We start from the raw sequence: 15,526 nt of genomic DNA, 5'->3' as shown, positions 1-15,526 counted from the left end.
GTGCCCCCCTTCCGTGCCCCCTTCCGTGCCCCCTCCGCGTCTCCTCCCATGCGCCGCTTTCCACCGCCGCTCACGCCACCCCCGTCCCCACCCGTCCCGCCGAGCCCCGCCGAGTCCCACCGAGCCCAGCCGCTCGAGCCACCGGGATCCGTTCGGGCCATCCCACAGCCGCCCGCAGGCCCGCGCCGGCCCTGCCTGTGCAAACGGCCAGGGGATTTATCGCTCGCATATGCGGCACTATGATCGCCATTACGGCCGCACCTGCGACCGGTCCCTCGCGCCCCTTCCGGCGCGCACCCTGGAGGGGAACCACGATGAGCACCCGCACGCCCACCACCCGCAGGCTCGCCGTCGCCACCGCCGCGGCCCTCGCACTCACCCTCGGGGTCACCGCCTGTGGCAGTGACGGTGGCAAGTCCTCCGGTTCCACGGCCTCCTCGACCACCTCCGCGAACGCCTCCGCCCCCGGAAGCGGCGTCCCGAAGGCCTCCGGCACCCTCACCGTCTTCGCTGCCGCCTCGCTCAAGGAGACCTTCACCGAGCTCGGCAAGAAGTTCGAGGCCGCCAACCCGGGCAGCAAGGTCACCTTCAACTTCGGCGGCAGCTCCAGCCTCGCCACCAGCATCAACTCCGGTGCCCCGGCCGACGTGTTCGCCGCCGCCAGCCCGGCCACCATGAAGACCGTGACGGACGCGGGCGGCGCCGGCGCGCAGCCGACGACCTTCGTCAGGAACACGCTCACCATCGCCGTCCCCGAGGGCAACCCCAAGCACATCGCGGGCCTCAACGACCTCACCGCCTCCGGTGTGAAGGTCGCCCTGTGCGCAAAGGAGGTGCCGTGCGGCGCCGCCGCCCAGACCGCGCTCAAGGCCGCCGGCGTCAACCTCACCCCGGTCACCCTGGAGCAGGACGTCAAGGGCGCGCTCACCAAGGTCGAACTCGGTGAGGTCGACGCTTCCCTGGTGTACCGGACCGATGTGCGGGCCGATGCTGCGAAGATCGACGGCGTGGACTTCCCCGAGGCCGACAAGGCCGTGAACGACTACCCGATCGTCGCCCTCGCCAAGGCACCGAACAAGGACGGCGCCGCCGCCTTCGTCGCGTACGTCCAGTCGCCCGAGGCCAAGCAGGTGCTGACCGCGGCGGGCTTCCAGGCGCCGTGAGCGGCCGCACCACCGGCTCCGGAGGGGACCGCCCGGGAGGCGACCGCTCCGGCCGGAACCACCGGACCCGCGTCGCCGCCGGCGGCACGACAGGACCCGCGTCGACCGGACCGACGCCGACAGCAGGCGCACCGACGGGAGGAGGACCGACGGAAGGCACGCAGGCGGAAGGCGCACCGGCAGGATCCGCGCAGGCCCTGCCGCGGCGCCGCCCGCGAGTCCGCCGCGCCCGCACGCACCGCGTTCCGGTCACCCTGCTGCTCCCGGCGCTGCTCGGACTGGCGTTCCTGGTCCTGCCGCTGGTCGGTCTGCTGATCCGGGCCCCCTGGAGCAGCCTGTCCGAGCAGCTCACCGGCCCCGCCGTCTGGGAGGCGCTGCGCCTGTCGCTGATCAGCGCGACCGCGGCCACCGCGGTGTCGCTGGTCCTCGGCGTCCCGCTGGCCTGGCTGCTCGCCCGCACCGAGCTTCCGGGCCGCCGGGTGATCCGGGCACTGGTCACCCTGCCGCTGGTACTGCCACCGGTGGTCGGTGGTGTGGCGCTGCTGCTGGTGCTCGGACGGCGCGGCATCGTCGGATCCTGGCTGGACTCGGCCTTCGGCATCACGCTGCCGTTCACCACCACCGGGGTCGTGATCGCCGAGGCGTTCGTGGCGATGCCGTTCCTGGTGATCAGTGTCGAGGGCGCGTTGCGGGCCGCCGACCCCCGCTACGAGGAGGCGGCCGCGACCCTGGGCGCCTCCCGGCTGACCGCGTTCCGACGGGTCACCCTGCCGCTGATCGCGCCGGGGATCGCCGCCGGCGCCGTCCTGGCCTGGGCCCGGGCGCTCGGCGAGTTCGGTGCCACGATCACCTTCGCGGGCAACTTCCCGGGCCGCACCCAGACCATGCCGTTGGCCGTCTACCTGGCCATGGAGTCCGACCCGCAGGCGGCGATCGCGCTGTCGCTGGTGCTGCTGGTGGTTTCCGTCGCCGTCCTGGTCGGCCTGCGCGACCGCTGGCTGTCGACGCCGTGACCTTGCCTGCGCCCAGGACCTCCGGGACCGTTGTGGACGCGCCCCCGAACACCTCGCACGACACTCCCCCGGGCCCACCGGACCCGCCCGAGCCCGCTGGATCTCCCGGGCCCGCCGAACCGGCTGGATCTCCCGGCCCCGCTGGACTCACCGAACCTCCCGGGCACACTGGACACCTGGACGTCATCCCGATGAACACCGACAGCCACCCCGGGCCCGCCCTGGACGCCCGCCTGCGAATCGAACGCGCCGCGTTCGCGCTCGACCTCGCCCTCACCGCCGCCCCCGGCGAGGTGGTGGCGCTGCTCGGCCCCAACGGCGCCGGCAAGTCCACCGCCCTGCGCGCCCTCGCCGGACTGCTCCCGCTCACCGGCGGCCATCTGCGTCTGGACGGGCTCCTCCTGGAGGACCCTGCGCAGCGCGTTCACACCCCGGCCGAGGAGCGGCCGGTCGGCGTGGTGTTCCAGGACTACCTGCTGTTCCCGCACCTCTCCGCACTCGACAACGTCGCCTTCGGCCCGCGCTGCCAGGGCCGCCCCAAGCGCGAGGCGCGGACGGAGGCGGCCGACTGGCTGGAACGGATGGGCCTGGCCGACCACGCCTCGGTCCGTCCCGGCCGGCTCTCCGGCGGTCAGGCCCAGCGGGTGGCCCTCGCCCGGGCCCTCGCCGTACGCCCCCGGCTCCTCCTGCTGGACGAGCCGCTGGCCGCCCTGGACGCCCGCACCCGGCTCGATGTACGGGCCCGACTGCGGCGCCACCTGGCCGAGTTCGAGGCGGTGGCGGTGCTGGTGACGCACGACCCGCTGGACGCCATGGTGCTGGCCGACCGGCTGGTGGTGATCGAGGAAGGGCAGGAGGTGCAGTCCGGCAGCCCGGCGGACGTCGCCCGGCACCCGCGCACCGACTACATCGCCCGGCTGGTCGGGCTGAACCTGTACCAGGGCCGGGCCGAGGGCACCCGGGTCATGCTCCCGGACGGCACGGTCCTGGCCACCACCGAGGAGCTGGACGGCCCGGCCTTCGTCGCCTTCCCGCCCTCCGCCGTGACGCTGTACCGGGAACGCCCGCAGACCAGCGCGCGCAACCTGTGGAAGGCCGAGGTCACCGGGCTGGAACTGCACGGCGACCGGGTCCGCGCCGAGCTCGCCGGCGACCTGCCGATGGCCGCCGACCTCACCCCGGCCGCCGTCGCCGAGCTGGCACTGGCGCCGGGCGTCGCGGTCTGGGCCTCGGTCAAGGCCACCCAGACCCACGCCTACCCGGCCTGACGGCCTGACGGTCTGACGGCTGGGCGGCGCTGTCGCCTCGCCGGATTCGCTCCGCCGGATCACTGCGCCGAGATCACCTCGCCGGGACTGCGTTGCCGGGATCACGATGCCGGACTCACTCCGCCGGCTCGACGAACCCCGACTCGTACGCCGCGATCACCGCCTGGGTGCGGTCCCGCGCGCCCAGCTTCGCGAGCACGCTGCTGACGTGCGTCTTCACCGTCTGCACGCCGAGGAAGAGCTGCTCGGCGATCTCCCCGTTGCTGAGACCGCGCGCGACCAGCCTCAGCACCTCCGCCTCGCGCTCGGTCAGCGCCGCGCGCTCCATCGCCGCACGCGCGGTCGGGTTGCCGTGCCCGGCCGCCAGGCGCCGGATCGCGGCCGGGAACAGCAGCGACTCGCCCGCCGCCACCAGCCGTACCGCGTGGGCGATCTCGGCCGGACGGGTGCGCTTGAGCAGGAAGCCGTCGGCGCCCGCGCGCAGCGCCTGGTAGACGTAGTCGTCGTTCTCGAAGGTGGTGACCACCAGGATCCGTGGCGGGCGCTCCCCCGGTGCGCCGGGGCGCAGCAGCTCGCGGGTGGCGGCCAGGCCGTCCATCACCGGCATCCGGACGTCCATCAGCACCACCTGCGGGCGCAGCGCGCGGGCCAGGGCGACCGCTTCCGCTCCGTCGGAGGCCTCGCCGACCACCCGGAGGTCGCCCTGGGCCTCCAGGACGGCCCGCAGGCCGGCCCGGACGAGTTCCTCGTCATCGGCGAGCAGGATGTCCGTCTTCCCGGCGGCCCCTCCGGCCGGACCTTCCGTCACAAGATCGTTCGTCACGAGCCCAAGCGTAGGGGCAACCGCACGGTCAGCACCCACTCCCCGTTCCCCTCCTCCAGCGGTACCGCCGCCCCTGCCGCCGCCTCCCCGCCGAGCAGCGTGGCGCGTTCGCGGATGCCGCGCAGTCCCTTGCCGCCCTTGCGCGTTGCGCCCCTGCCTACACCGCCCCCACTCCCCGCACCGCCCCCACCGCCCACCGGGGGCCGCGCCACTCCGGCCGCCGAACGTCCGCCGCCGGGCAGCCGGTTGGCGCAGCGCAGCTCCAACCGGCCGTCCCGTAGCGCGATCCGGATGTCGAGCGGCTCGCCCGGCGCGTACTTGAGCGCGTTGGTGACACCCTCCTGGACAATCCGGTACGACTCGCGGGAGAGCACGCCGGGCAGGGTGCCGGGCGGCACCTCGACGTGTGCCTCCACCGGACTGCCGGCCGCCCGGGCGGTGTCGAACAGCGCGGGCAGCTGGTCGATCCCGGGCTGTTCGGTGGCCACGCCGTTCGCCCCGGCCGGGGTCTCGCGCAGCAGGACGAGGGTGCGTTCGAGGTCCTCCATGGCCTGTCGGCCGGTCTCCTCGATGACTTCGAGCGCCCTGGCGACGAAGGCCTGGTCCCCGACCTCGCGGGCCGCTCCCGCCTGGAGGACCGTCACCGTCAGGGCGTGGCCGATCGAGTCGTGCAGCTCGCGGGCCAACCTGTTGCGCTCCAGCAGCCGTTCGGCCCGCAGCTCGGCCTCGGCCAGTCGCTCGGCCGGGGAGGGGCCCAGCAGCCTCACCGCCATGGCGAGTTGGAGGCGGCCCGCGTACACCAGGAACCAGCCGAGGCCGAGTGCCGCCAAGGGCGCGAACGGGAGGTACCCGAGAGCGTCCGGTCCGGTCAGCCGGTCGTAGGCGGCCGCCGCTGCGAAGACCAGCGTGAAGCCGACCGACGAGCCGAGCACGACCCGCCCGACCAGCCAGCCGGCGGTGCGCCGCCGGTCGGCCCAGGTGCGGGAGGGTTCGGTGGCGATGTCCTCCTCGCGGTCGGGCACCAGCAGCAGCCGCGCCTGGACGCCCTCGGCCCGGCGCGCCGCCGGGATGAGCGCGACCAGCACGAGCAGCACGGCGTCCAGAGCGATGCTCTTCATCAGGATCTCGTCGAGGCTCCTCTGCTCCGTCCCCGGATAGATCATCAGCACGATGCCGGCGAAGATCCACCCGACCAGCAGGTGCAGCAGTCGCGCGTACGTGACACCCGCCAGCGGCGGCCCGACGAGCCTGGGCACCGCACTCCCCCGCGAAGCGGTTCCGGACGCCGCGCTCTTCCATGCTGCGATCTTGGACATTGAGCCATCCTGCCAGGCCGACCGGCGTTCCCGGCTCCCGCGCCGGTCTCCGATCGTCTCCCTCCCGGGAGGGAGACGGCTCCCCGCCCCGGCGGGATCCGCCGTACCGGCCCGCTCCGGTCGAATGGAACCACCGCCCGGGGCCGACCGCGGCGAGCACCGGCGGAGACCGCCAAGACGACGAGACGAGGGGAGCGGGCCGTGATCGAGATCCAGGGCCTGACCAAGGAGTACGACGGCCGGCGCGTCGTCGACGACCTGACCTTCGAGGTCCGCCCCGGCGTGGTGACCGGCTTCCTCGGCCCGAACGGCGCCGGCAAGAGCACCACCATGCGCCTGGTCCTCGGCCTCGACCGGCCGACCGCCGGGCACGCCCTGGTCACCGGTCGGCCCTACGTCGAACTCCCCGCCCCACTGCGGACGGTCGGAGCGCTGCTGGACGCCCAGTCGATGCACGGCGGTCGGACCGCGCACGGCCATCTGCGCTGGCTCGCCGCGAGCAACGGACTGCCGGCCCGCCGGGTGGACGAGGTGCTCGGCCAGGTCGGCCTGGCCGACGCGGCCGGACGGCGGATCCGGGGCTTCTCGCTCGGCATGCGCCAGCGCCTCGGCGTGGCCGCCGCACTGCTCGGCGACCCGCCGGTACTGCTGCTGGACGAGCCGGTCAACGGCCTGGACCCGGAGGGCATCCGCTGGATCCGCACCCTGCTGCGCGATCTGGCCGCCGAGGGCCGAGCCGTACTGGTCTCCTCCCACCTGATGACCGAAATGGCGCTCACCGCCGACCACTTGGTGGTGATCGGGCGCGGCCGACTGCTCGCCGACGCCGCGACCTCCGATTTCATCGACCGCCACGGCCGGACCAGGATCAGGGTCCGCGCCGTCGACCCGACCAAGCTCGCCGCTCTGCTCCGCGACCCGGTCCACGGCCTCGGCGCCACCGAAGTCGGCGGCGGCGCCTGGGAGGTGAGCGGCGCCGAACCCGAGCGGATCGCCGCGCTCGCCGCCGCCCACGGTGTGGTGCTGTACGAGATCACCGTGCAGCAGGACTCACTGGAGGAAGCCTTCATGCGGATGACCGCCGACAGCGTCGAGTACCGTGCGGAGGCCGCCGCATGAGCGCGCCGACGCCTGCTGCGGCACTCACCGCGCCCCACATCACGGCTCCGGCCGCGGCTCCGGCCGCGGGTCCGGCCGTCAACGCGTTCCGCGCCGAACGGATCAAGCTCACCACCCTCCGCTCGCTCTGGATCACCCCGCTGATCGCCCTGGTGCTCACCGCCGGGGTCACCACCGCCGTCGGCGCGGCCCTCGGCGGCAAGGAGGACAACCTCGTCGACGACCCCGGTGTCGGGATCTTCTACGGCCTCAACTTCGGCCAGGCTGCGCTGATCTGCTTCGGCATCCTGCTGGTCGGCCAGGAGTTCAACACCCGCATGATCGACGTGTCGCTCACCGCCGTCCCGCGACGCGGCCGGCTGTACGGCGCCAAGCTCGCGCTCGGTGCGCTGGTCGGGCTGGCGGTCGCCGTCCTCGCCACCCTGGGCGCCTTCGCCGGGTACGCGGCCACCGTCCCGGGTGCCTGGGACGGGCCGGCCCTCCTCCGCAGCGCCGTCGCCGGCGTGCTCTACCAGACGCTGCTGGTGGTGTTCTGCCTCGGGACGACCGCCGTGCTGGGCAACCTCACCGCCGCCATGGGTCTGCTGACCCCCTCCCTCTTCCTGCTCTCGCCGCTGCTCAGCGGCGTGCCCGGGGCCCGCCGGGTGGTCCAGTTCCTGCCCGACCGGGCCGGCCAGTACGCCCTGCGGTACGCCGACGACCCGCAGATCGCCTACGGCCACTGGACCGGGCTACTGATCATGGCGCTCTGGACCGCCCTGGCCGCGTACGGCGGCCTGCGAGCCCTGCGGCGCGCCAAGTGACCACGGGCCAAGAGGACATGGGAGACGGGAGCCGAAAGATGGGAGCGACGATGAGCACGATGGCCGACGCGCTGCACGCCGAACGGATCAAGTTCACCACCCTGCCCTCGCAGTGGGCGGCCCCGGCGGTCGCCCTGGCACTGACCGTCGGCATCACGGCCGCCGTCAACGCCGCCTACGGGGCGAAGGACCACACGGTCGGCGAGGACCCGGCCGGGGGGATCTTCTACGGGCTGCTCTTCGGCCACGTCGCGGTCGCCTGCCTCGGCATCCTGCTGATGGGGCAGGAGTTCAACACCCGCATGATCGGCACCTCGCTCACGGCCGTCCCGCGACGCGGCCGGCTGTACGGCGCCAAGATCGCGCTCGGTGCCGGGCTGGGCCTGCTGCTCGGGCTGGCCTCGACGGCGGGGTCGTTCCTGGCCGTCGGCGCCACCGTCGGCCTGGACCTCTCCACCCCGGGCCTGACCCGCAGCTTCCTGGCCGGTGTGCTGTACCACCCGATGATGGTGCTGCTCTGCCTCGGACTGACCGCGATGCTGGGCAACTTCAGCGCCGCGCTCGGCCTGCTGACCCCGATGGTGTTCCTGGGCACCACCTGGCTGGCCGCCATCCCCGGCGTCCGCGAACTCGGCCAGTTCCTGCCCGACCGGGCCGGCCTCCACGCGATGCGCACCCAGCCCGAGCCGGGCGTCCACTACGGCCACTGGACCGGGCTGGCGATCATGGCGCTCTGGACCGCCCTGGCGGTCTACGGCGGACTGCGGGCGATGCGGCGGTACGAGCAGGGCTGACGGGCGACCGGGTGCAGCGAACAGATGACGGATGACAGATGACAGATTTTGAAATCTGTCATCCGTCATCCGTTCGCTGTCATCTGTCCGCTGTCATCCGTTCTCCGTCATCTCCGTCATCCGCCGGCTGTCACCCGCCGCACTCGCCGTCACCGCAGCGCCGGGTGCTCCGCGATCACGGTGCAGCTGCCCGGCGCGATCTCGGTGAAGCCCGCGTCCTGGACCACCGGCAGCCCGCTGCGAACGAGCTCCTCCCACGCCTCCGGCGAGGCCGTCCGGACCGCGAGCGCGAAGCCGGCCTCGGCCCACTCCTTGCGCTGCGTCTCGTCCAGCCGCCACCACGCGAGCTGGGCGGCGTGCCCGGTCTGCGCCATGGTCTTGCCCGCGCTCATCTCCAGCTCGGGGTTGAGCCACAGCACCGGCAACCCCGGCTCGGCCGCCCCGACCTCGGCCGCCTCCTCGAGGTCCGTCCCGGACACCTGGAGCTTGGCGAGTTCCTTCGGCCATCCGTCCAGCGGGATCGGCGGGAACACCCGCACCTCGGCCTCCCGGCCGTGCACCGTGACGCCCGGCAGCTCGCCCGCCCGGCGCCACTCCCCGCCCCGGGCCCGCCGGACCACCTTGCGGATCCGGGCGTCCTCCCAGGCCGCGACCCGCTCCGCCCACTCGCCGTCCGCCTCGGTCACCCGGGGGTCGGCCAGCAGCGTGAGCACCGCCCGCGCCGAGGTCTCCAGCGCGTCCGTCCGGCCCGGCGGAGTGGCCCGCTCCATCCGGACGACCAGCGGCAGCACGTACTGCGGCCGCTCGTCGCGGTCCTCGCTCTCCTCGGCCTCGCCGGGGTCGGTCACAGGGGCCGGAGGAGTCGCGGCCGCAGTGGGAATCGGAGTCGAAGTCGGAGCAGCGGACGTCGGTGCATCGGAAGGATCAGTCACCCGTCCAGGATGCCAGCCCCGCCCCGACCGACTCGGCCCGCCCCATGCGCCCCGGCGTCCACCTCGGCGCTCGCCTCCGCGTTCACCGCAGCCGGTGCCGCAGCTCGTCCACCGCCGTCCGGATGCTCGCGCTGTATGCGTCCTCCGGCAGCGCGTCCAGACTGCGCACGGCCCGTTCGAGCTGCTCACGGGCGAGGTCCGGCTCGCCGAGCTTGAGGTGGTCCGAGGCCAGGTTGAGGTGCAGCGAGGGGTAGAAGGCGCGCACCTGGAGGGCCGACTCGTACGTCCGGGCACGCTCGGCGCCCAGCGAGTCGGCGGCGACCAGGGCCCGGCGGTCCCATTCCAGTTCGGCACGCGGGTCGTCCTGCAGATCGGCCAGGTAGTGGGCGACGAGGCAGCGGTGGAAGACGTCCTGTTCCCCCAGCGCCTCCCAGAGCGCCTCGAAGCCGGCCCGGGCCTCCGCCGTCCGACCGCGCTGCGCCGCCATCGCCCCGTCCAGCCCGAGTGCGACCCGGGCCAGCGCCGGCTCGTCCTCGCCGGGACCGCCGGGACCGCCGGGACTGCCGGGACCGCCGGGACTGCCGGGGGACGGATCGTGCATGCCACGCACATCGGACATGTCCGCAGCCTAATCGCCCACCCGCCGGACCGCCCGGTCCGGGCGAAAGCCCCGGAACCGGCCGCCCCGCACCCGTCACGCAGCGCCCGGGACCCGGACCGTCAGCGACGGTAGCCGCGCTGCGGGTCCCGCTCCTCCGCGTCCTCATACATCAGGAACCAGCCCTCCGGGTGGGTGGCCGCCAGCAGCGCCTCCGTGCGCTGCTCCGCCCCCAGTTCCGGATCGCCGTCGTCCGGTCCGTAGACCCCGAACAGTTCGTCGTGACAGCCGTCCCAGTCGTAGTCGTAGAGGTCGGCCGGGAGGTCGCCCATCATGTCCGCCACCGACTCGGGCTGTGCGCCGAGCAGCGCCCGGGAGTCCACCAGGGCCATCCGCAGCGCCACCTCCTCGGCCAGGCAGCGCGGCAGCGGCCACTCGCCGAGCGCGAGGTCGTCGGCGAGGTCGTCGAAGGCCCGGGCCATCGCGCGGCGCCAGCCCCGGTGCATCCGCCAGGTGCGCTCGGGCAGCCGGGCGAAGACCGTCCAATCCGCGTCGTCACCGTCGACGACCGGCTCGTCCCCGTGCTCGTCGAAGTCGTCGTACGCGGCGTCGGCCAGGCCGATCAGCTGGGCGTGGAGCAGGCAGGCGGTGCGCGGTGTGAGCGTCCAGTCCGCACCCGCGCCACCGTCCTCCTCGTCGCCCTCCAGCGGGAAGAGGTCGGCGAAGTCCGGCGTGAAGTCCTCCGTGACGCTGATCTCCAGGGTCCCGCCGCTCGCCTCGACCCCGGGGATGGCGGCCACCAGCCGGTCCGGATGCAGCAGCGCGCCGAGCGCCGCGTTGGCGTCCTCGGCGACCTCGCGCAGCATCTCGCGGCGCTGTCCGGCCGGGTCGATGCCCTCGAAGTCCAGCTCCTCGACGGCCCTGATCGCGGCCGCGCGCAGGGCCGGCCAGTCGGTGATCCGCAGGCCCAGCACCACCGTCGCCTCGATCTCCTGCGCGCCGGAGTCCTCCGCCGCGCCCGGCCCCTGTGGATGATCGCTTCGCTCGCCCATGGGGCTAACGGTACGGCCTTTCGGTCCCCCGATCACCGGTCCGGACCAGCTTCCGGAAAGCCTTCTCGGCCACCGCCCGGCCACGCCTCGATCACCCGGACGCACGAGCTGGCAGGATGCGTCCCATGGCTGACATCAACGAGTACGGCGGCGGGCAGGGCCCCAACGCCGACGTCCTGGTCGTGACCACCAACGACGTTCCCGGTTTCCGGGTCGACCACGTGATCGGCGAGGTCTTCGGGCTGACCGTCCGCAGCCGTCACCTCGGCAGCCAGATCGGCGCCGGTCTGAAGTCGCTGATCGGCGGCGAGCTGCGCGGTCTGACGAAGACCCTCGTAGAGAGCCGCAACGAGGCCATGCAGCGGCTGGTCGAGCAGACCAAGGCGCGCGGCGGCAACGCCGTCCTGATGATGCGCTTCGACGTCACGGAGGCGGCCGATGTCGGCACCGAGATCTGCGCCTACGGCACCGCCGCGGTCATCTCCCCGATCTCCTGACGCCCCTCCGTTCACACATCCGCTCACACATTCGCTCGCACGTCCGCTCGCACTTCCGCTCACGCGCGCCCCTGCCCGCCCGCCCGTTTGGCGCTCCCGGCGGGAACAGCCGCCGTCCCCGCGATGTTTCAGGGGCGTGACTGTTTACGGTGCAACGAACAGCGTTCCGGAACGCGTGGACGTCCTGGTGGTGGGCGCCGGGCAGGCAGGCCTGTCCGCCGCCTACCACCTGCTCCGCCGCGGTTTCGCCCCGTACCGGGCGGGCGTCGACGGCGGCTTCGTCGTCCTCGACGCCAACGCCGTACCCGGCGGCGCCTGGGCGCACCGCTCGCCGTCCCTGCGCATGGCCACCGTGCACGGCGTCCACGACCTCCCCGACGCCGAACTCCCGCCACCCGACCCCGACGCCCCCGCGCGCGAGGTGGTGCCGGAGTACTTCGCGGCGTACGAGGTCCGGCACACGCTCCCGGTCGTACGCCCGGTCGCGGTGCATGCCGTACGCGCCGAGTCCGAACGACCGGACGCGCGGCTGCTGGTCGAGACCGACCACGGCGTCTGGTCCACCCGCGCACTGATCAACGCCACCGGCACCTGGACCCGTCCCTTCCTCCCGCACTACCCGGGCCACTTCGCGGGCCGCCAGCTGCACTACGCCGAGTACCGCGGCCCCGAGGAGTTCGTGGGCAGGCGCGTGCTGGTGGTCGGTGGCGGCGCCTCGGCGATCCAGGTGCTGTCGGAGGTGGCCGCGGTCGGCGAGACGGTGTGGGTCACCCGCTCCGAACCCGTCTACCACGACGGGCCCTTCACGCCCGAGTACGGGCGCGCGGTGGTGGCCAAGGTCGAGGAGCGGGTCCGGCAGGGCCTGCCGGTGCGCAGCGTGGTCAGCGTGACCGGGCTCGGCCCGTCCGTCGCCTACCGGCGCGCCGAGGAGCTGGGCGCGCTGCACCGCCGGCCGATGTTCGACCGTCTGACCGAGCGCGGGGTCGCCTGGGGCGACGAGGAGCTGGCGGTGGACGCGATCGTCTGGGCCACCGGCTTCCGGCCCGAGGTCGGGCACCTCGCCCCGCTCGGGCTGCGATCCCCCGGCGGCGGGATCGCGCTCACCGGCACCCGCGCCACCGCCGACCCGCGTGTCCACCTGGTCGGCTACGGCCCGTCCGCCAGCACCATCGGCGCCAACCGGGCCGGCCGCGCGGCCGTCAACGACCTGGTCAAGCTGCTCGGGGACCCGGCGCTCGGGACGCCGACACCGGGAACGCCGATGCCCGGAAGTCCGACGCCCGTGAGCCAGGCGCCCGTGAGCCGGGCTCCCGCGAGCCGGGTACCCGGGGGCCCGGCCTTCGCGGCCCCGGCCGTGGAGCCGGACATGGAGCCCGCCGTGGAGCCCGCCGTGGAGCCGGCCGCCGTCTGAGGCTCAGCGGTCGTAGTCGACGGTCACCCGGTCGGTGACCGGACGGGCCTGGCAGGTCAGGACGTACCCGGCGGCCAGCTCCTTCTCCTCCAGGGCGAAGTTGCGGCGCATCTCCACCTCGCCCTCGGTGACCAGGGCCCGGCAGGTGCCGCAGACGCCGCCCTTGCAGGCGAACGGCAGGTCGGGGCGGGAGCGCTGGGCGCCGTCCAGGATCGAGCGGTCGCGCGGGAGGCAGAGCGTGCTGCCGCGACCGTCGAGGACGACGGTGACCTCGCTCTGCGGGCCCGACCCGCCGTCGGCCGAAACGTCCGCCCGCTCCCAGTCCTCGTCGCGCTCCGGGAGCGGCTCGTCCTCGGCGTGGAACAGCTCCTGGTGCACCCGGTCGCCCGGCACGTCCAGCTCGGCGAGCAGGTCCTTCGCCCCGGTGACCATGCCGAACGGGCCGCACAGCCACCAGTGGCCGACGCTCCCGACGTCCACCAGCGCCGCCAGCAGCGCGCGCACCCGCTCCGGGTCCAGTCGGCCGCTGAGCAGTTCGGCGTCCCTGGTCTCCCGGGAGAGTACGTGGACCAGCTGGAAGCGGCCGAGATAGCGGTCCTTCAGGTCGGCCAGCTCGTCGGCGAACATCACGGTGTCGCTGCGCCGGTTGCCGTAGAACAGCGTGACGGTGGAGCTGCGGTCGGCGGCCAGCACGGAGGCGGCGATCGACAGCATCGGGGTGATGCCGGAGCCGGCCGCGAGCAGCACGTGGTCGGCCGGGGCCCCGAGTTCGGGGGTGAACAGGCCGGACGGGGTCAGCACCTCCACCTCCTCGCCCGGCTTCGCGTCGCGCACCAGCCAGCGTGAGAACAGCCCGCCGGGCACCTCGCGGACGGCGATCCGCAGCGGCCCGCCGACCGGGGCGCAGATCGAGTACGAGCGGCGTTCGTCGGCCCCGTCCACCAGCTTGCGCAGGGTCAGGGTCTGCCCGGGCCGGAAGGCGTACTCCTGCGCCAGACCGTCCGGCACCGCGAAGGTCACCGCGACGGCGTCCTCGCAGAGCCGCTCGACCCGGTCGATCCGCAACCGGTGGAAGGTCGGACGGCGGGCGGGGCGGATGCCGGTCGCCGACCCGGCGGGGACGGAGTCGGTTCCAGCGGCAGCGGCAGCGGTGGAACTGGCGGCGGCAGCGGAGGCGGCGGCAGCGGCGGGCATTCAGATCTCCTTGACGCGTTCGAACGGCTCGCGGCAGGCCCGGCAGCGCCAGAGCGCCTTGCAGGCGGTGGAACCGAAGCGGGACAGCTCCTCCGTGGCGGTCTCGCCGCACTGCGGGCACGGCACGGGGGGCGCGGTGCCCGGCCCGGCCGTGGTCGAGGCTCCGGCGCGGGTCGGGCCGAGGGTGAGCGCCACCGGTCCGGCCACGGCCGCGACGGCGGCGGTCGGGCGCGGCGGGGCGATGCCCGCCTCGGCGAGCTTGCGGCGGCCCTCGGCGGTGATCAGGTCGGTGGACCACGGCGGGTCCAGCCGCAGCCGCACCCGGACGTCCGGGTACCCGGCCGCGCGCAGCCGGCGGTCCACGTCGGTGGCCATCTCGGCGACGGCGGGGCAGCCCGAGTAGGTCGGGGTCAGCCAGGCGGTCACCGTTCCGCTGGCGCCGTCCACCTCGACCCCGGCCAGGACGCCCAGGTCGGCCAGGGTGAGCATGGGCAGCTCCGGGTCCGGGACGGCCGCGGCGACGGTCCAGGCCAGGTCGTGGGTCGTCGGGTCGGCCGTGCCTGCGGTGCCCGTCGGGTGCGCGGTGCCCGTCGCGACGTCGTCCGTCACCATGTCGCCCCCGGGTGGGCCCGGGCCACCACCTGGAGCTCGGCGAGCAGCGGGCCGAGCGCCTCGGTGTGCACGCCGTCCCGGCCGGCCCGGCCGAGGACGGTGGCCAGCGGCGGTACGTCCGGCACGGTCAGTCCGGCCTCGGCGACCACGGCGGCGAGCGAGCGCAGCACCGGTTCGCGCAGGGTCGCCGGGTCGACTCCCGCCCGCAGCTCCACCGGGTGCGCCGTGAACAGCTCCTCCAGCAGCGGCCAGACCGCGTCCAGCCCGGCCTGCATCCGCTCGGCGGAGTACGGCGTGCCGTCGCCGAGACGGAGCGTCCAGGCGGTCGCGTACTCCCGGTGGTAGGCGAGCTCCTTGACGCCCCGGGCGGCGACCGCGGCCAGCACCGGGTCGGGGTGCGCGCTCAGCGCCTCGTACAGGGCGCCGCGCGCGGTGGCGAACAGCAGCAGGCGGGCGATCGAGTACGCGAAGTCGCCGTTCGTCGTCTCCACCAGACGGACGTTGCGGAACTCGTGCTCCTCGCGCCAGTACGCCAGGTCGTCCTCGGTGCGGCCGGTGCCGTCCGCCTGACCGGCCCGGGTGAGGAGCAGGCGGGCCTGGCCGAGCAGGTCGAGGCCCAGGTTGGCGAGCGCGACCTCCTCCTCCAGCTCGGGCGCCCGGGTGCACCACTCGATCAGCCGCTGTGCGAGGACCAGGGCGTCGTCGCCCAGCATCTGGCAGTAGACGGCCAGGTCGGCGCCGTCCAGGCCGGCGGGCAGCGCGGTGTCCACGCCGAGCAGCGGGTCGGCGAAGCCCGTCCCGTACGCCCAGCGGCCCTCGCCCTCGGGGCCGGGGGCGGCGTCGGCGAGGCTGAGGTAGACGTGGTCGTCCGAGTCGGCGCCCTGGCCGGTGCCGGTGGTGGAGGTGGTGTGGTCGTGCACGGTGGCTCCCC

16 protein-coding genes are annotated in these 15,526 nt (G+C 74.2%); 8 read left to right on the top strand and 8 right to left on the bottom strand.

Going from position 1 to position 15,526, the window contains the following annotated elements:
• The first annotated feature begins 314 nt into the window (after positions 1 to 314).
• The 3 genes from modA to ABZ449_RS01090 all read left to right on the top strand — a co-directional run bounded on the left by modA (position 315) and on the right by ABZ449_RS01090 (position 3,444).
• The gene (gene modA / locus ABZ449_RS01100) at positions 315 to 1,163 is read left to right on the top strand and encodes a molybdate ABC transporter substrate-binding protein (protein WP_360338016.1); all 849 of its coding nucleotides are present in this window, start codon (positions 315 to 317) and stop codon (positions 1,161 to 1,163) included.
• A 197-nt stretch (positions 1,164 to 1,360) separates the two neighbouring features.
• The gene (locus tag ABZ449_RS01095) at positions 1,361 to 2,176 is read left to right on the top strand and encodes an ABC transporter permease (protein WP_360338764.1); all 816 of its coding nucleotides are present in this window, start codon (positions 1,361 to 1,363) and stop codon (positions 2,174 to 2,176) included.
• A gap of 191 nt (positions 2,177 to 2,367) precedes the next feature.
• Positions 2,368 to 3,444 carry an ABC transporter ATP-binding protein gene (locus tag ABZ449_RS01090; protein ID WP_360338013.1) on the top strand — a complete coding sequence of 359 codons (1,077 nt, stop codon included), beginning with the start codon at positions 2,368 to 2,370 and terminating at the stop codon, positions 3,442 to 3,444.
• Between the two features lie 115 nt (positions 3,445 to 3,559).
• Here ABZ449_RS01090 and ABZ449_RS01085 read toward each other — a convergent pair whose 3' ends face one another.
• Together ABZ449_RS01085 and ABZ449_RS01080 are read right to left on the bottom strand one after the other, a co-directional pair.
• Positions 3,560 to 4,267 carry a response regulator transcription factor gene (locus ABZ449_RS01085; RefSeq protein WP_360338010.1) on the bottom strand — a complete coding sequence of 236 codons (708 nt, stop codon included), beginning with the start codon at positions 4,265 to 4,267 and terminating at the stop codon, positions 3,560 to 3,562.
• Positions 4,264 to 5,523 (bottom strand): histidine kinase, encoded by a 1,260-nt coding sequence (locus tag ABZ449_RS01080; RefSeq protein WP_360338007.1) that lies wholly within the window; start codon positions 5,521 to 5,523, stop codon positions 4,264 to 4,266. The genes ABZ449_RS01085 and ABZ449_RS01080 overlap by 4 nt, the downstream gene beginning before the upstream one ends.
• A gap of 261 nt (positions 5,524 to 5,784) precedes the next feature.
• Between ABZ449_RS01080 and ABZ449_RS01075 the strand changes: the two genes are divergently transcribed.
• The 3 genes from ABZ449_RS01075 to ABZ449_RS01065 are packed head-to-tail and all read left to right on the top strand — an operon-like array spanning position 5,785 to position 8,299.
• Entirely contained in the window at positions 5,785 to 6,702 is a 918-nt protein-coding gene (locus tag ABZ449_RS01075) for an ATP-binding cassette domain-containing protein (RefSeq protein ID WP_360338004.1), read from the top strand.
• Positions 6,699 to 7,505, top strand: a complete 807-nt coding sequence (locus ABZ449_RS01070) for a hypothetical protein (RefSeq protein ID WP_360338001.1) — start codon at positions 6,699 to 6,701, stop codon at positions 7,503 to 7,505. Before ABZ449_RS01075 ends, ABZ449_RS01070 begins: the two co-directional genes overlap by 4 nt.
• A 50-nt stretch (positions 7,506 to 7,555) precedes the next feature.
• Positions 7,556 to 8,299, top strand: a complete 744-nt coding sequence (locus ABZ449_RS01065; protein WP_360337998.1) for a hypothetical protein — start codon at positions 7,556 to 7,558, stop codon at positions 8,297 to 8,299.
• 149 nt (positions 8,300 to 8,448) lie between these two features.
• On the opposite strand, the gene ABZ449_RS01060 is transcribed toward ABZ449_RS01065, so the two are convergent.
• From ABZ449_RS01060 to ABZ449_RS01050, 3 genes are all read right to left on the bottom strand, one after another.
• Entirely contained in the window at positions 8,449 to 9,147 is a 699-nt protein-coding gene (locus ABZ449_RS01060; RefSeq protein WP_360337995.1) for an aminoacyl-tRNA hydrolase, read from the bottom strand.
• Between the two features lie 166 nt (positions 9,148 to 9,313).
• Positions 9,314 to 9,850, bottom strand: a complete 537-nt coding sequence (locus ABZ449_RS01055; RefSeq protein ID WP_360337992.1) for a hypothetical protein — start codon at positions 9,848 to 9,850, stop codon at positions 9,314 to 9,316.
• Positions 9,851 to 9,951: 101 nt separating this feature from the next.
• Positions 9,952 to 10,881 (bottom strand): hypothetical protein, encoded by a 930-nt coding sequence (locus tag ABZ449_RS01050; RefSeq protein WP_360337989.1) that lies wholly within the window; start codon positions 10,879 to 10,881, stop codon positions 9,952 to 9,954.
• A gap of 125 nt (positions 10,882 to 11,006) precedes the next feature.
• On the opposite strand from ABZ449_RS01050, the gene ABZ449_RS01045 reads away from it, so the two are divergent.
• Both ABZ449_RS01045 and ABZ449_RS01040 read left to right on the top strand, forming a co-directional pair.
• Complete coding sequence (locus ABZ449_RS01045) at positions 11,007 to 11,378, top strand: YbjQ family protein (protein ID WP_360337986.1); 372 nt, start codon at positions 11,007 to 11,009, stop codon at positions 11,376 to 11,378.
• Positions 11,379 to 11,553: 175 nt separating this feature from the next.
• A complete protein-coding gene (locus ABZ449_RS01040) occupies positions 11,554 to 12,789 on the top strand; it encodes an NAD(P)-binding domain-containing protein (RefSeq protein ID WP_360337983.1) in 1,236 nt (411 codons plus the stop codon).
• Between the two features lie 3 nt (positions 12,790 to 12,792).
• Here the strand turns inward: ABZ449_RS01040 and paaE are convergent, their stop codons facing one another.
• Genes paaE through paaC form a run of 3 tightly spaced genes read right to left on the bottom strand, consistent with a single transcriptional unit; the run spans position 12,793 to position 15,515 of the window.
• Positions 12,793 to 13,983, bottom strand: coding sequence for a 1,2-phenylacetyl-CoA epoxidase subunit PaaE (gene paaE, locus ABZ449_RS01035; protein WP_360337980.1), 1,191 nt, complete (start codon positions 13,981 to 13,983; stop codon positions 12,793 to 12,795).
• Entirely contained in the window at positions 13,984 to 14,595 is a 612-nt protein-coding gene (paaD, locus tag ABZ449_RS01030) for a 1,2-phenylacetyl-CoA epoxidase subunit PaaD (RefSeq protein WP_360337977.1), read from the bottom strand.
• The gene (gene paaC, locus ABZ449_RS01025; protein ID WP_360337974.1) at positions 14,589 to 15,515 is read right to left on the bottom strand and encodes a 1,2-phenylacetyl-CoA epoxidase subunit PaaC; all 927 of its coding nucleotides are present in this window, start codon (positions 15,513 to 15,515) and stop codon (positions 14,589 to 14,591) included. The genes paaD and paaC overlap by 7 nt, the downstream gene beginning before the upstream one ends.
• Between the last annotated feature and the right edge of the window lie 11 nt (positions 15,516 to 15,526).

Source organism: Kitasatospora sp. NPDC005856 (assembly GCF_040629945.1).
Taxonomy (GTDB): domain Bacteria; phylum Actinomycetota; class Actinomycetes; order Streptomycetales; family Streptomycetaceae; genus Kitasatospora.
The sequence above is the reverse complement of the archived record's forward strand: the minus strand, read 5'-3'. Positions and strand labels throughout refer to the sequence as shown.

Excerpts from the sequence above, each read along its gene's own strand:
- modA (WP_360338016.1), top strand. The coding sequence starts at position 315 with ATGAGCACCCGCACGCCCACCACCCGCAGGCTCGCCGTCGCCACCGCC.
- ABZ449_RS01090 (WP_360338013.1), top strand. The coding sequence starts at position 2,368 with ATGAACACCGACAGCCACCCCGGGCCCGCCCTGGACGCCCGCCTGCGA.
- ABZ449_RS01070 (WP_360338001.1), top strand. The coding sequence starts at position 6,699 with ATGAGCGCGCCGACGCCTGCTGCGGCACTCACCGCGCCCCACATCACG.
- ABZ449_RS01065 (WP_360337998.1), top strand. The coding sequence starts at position 7,556 with ATGAGCACGATGGCCGACGCGCTGCACGCCGAACGGATCAAGTTCACC.
- ABZ449_RS01055 (WP_360337992.1), bottom strand. The coding sequence starts at position 9,850 with ATGTCCGATGTGCGTGGCATGCACGATCCGTCCCCCGGCAGTCCCGGC.
- ABZ449_RS01050 (WP_360337989.1), bottom strand. The coding sequence starts at position 10,881 with ATGGGCGAGCGAAGCGATCATCCACAGGGGCCGGGCGCGGCGGAGGAC.
- ABZ449_RS01045 (WP_360337986.1), top strand. The coding sequence starts at position 11,007 with ATGGCTGACATCAACGAGTACGGCGGCGGGCAGGGCCCCAACGCCGAC.
- paaE (WP_360337980.1), bottom strand. The coding sequence starts at position 13,983 with ATGCCCGCCGCTGCCGCCGCCTCCGCTGCCGCCGCCAGTTCCACCGCT.
- paaD (WP_360337977.1), bottom strand. The coding sequence starts at position 14,595 with ATGGTGACGGACGACGTCGCGACGGGCACCGCGCACCCGACGGGCACC.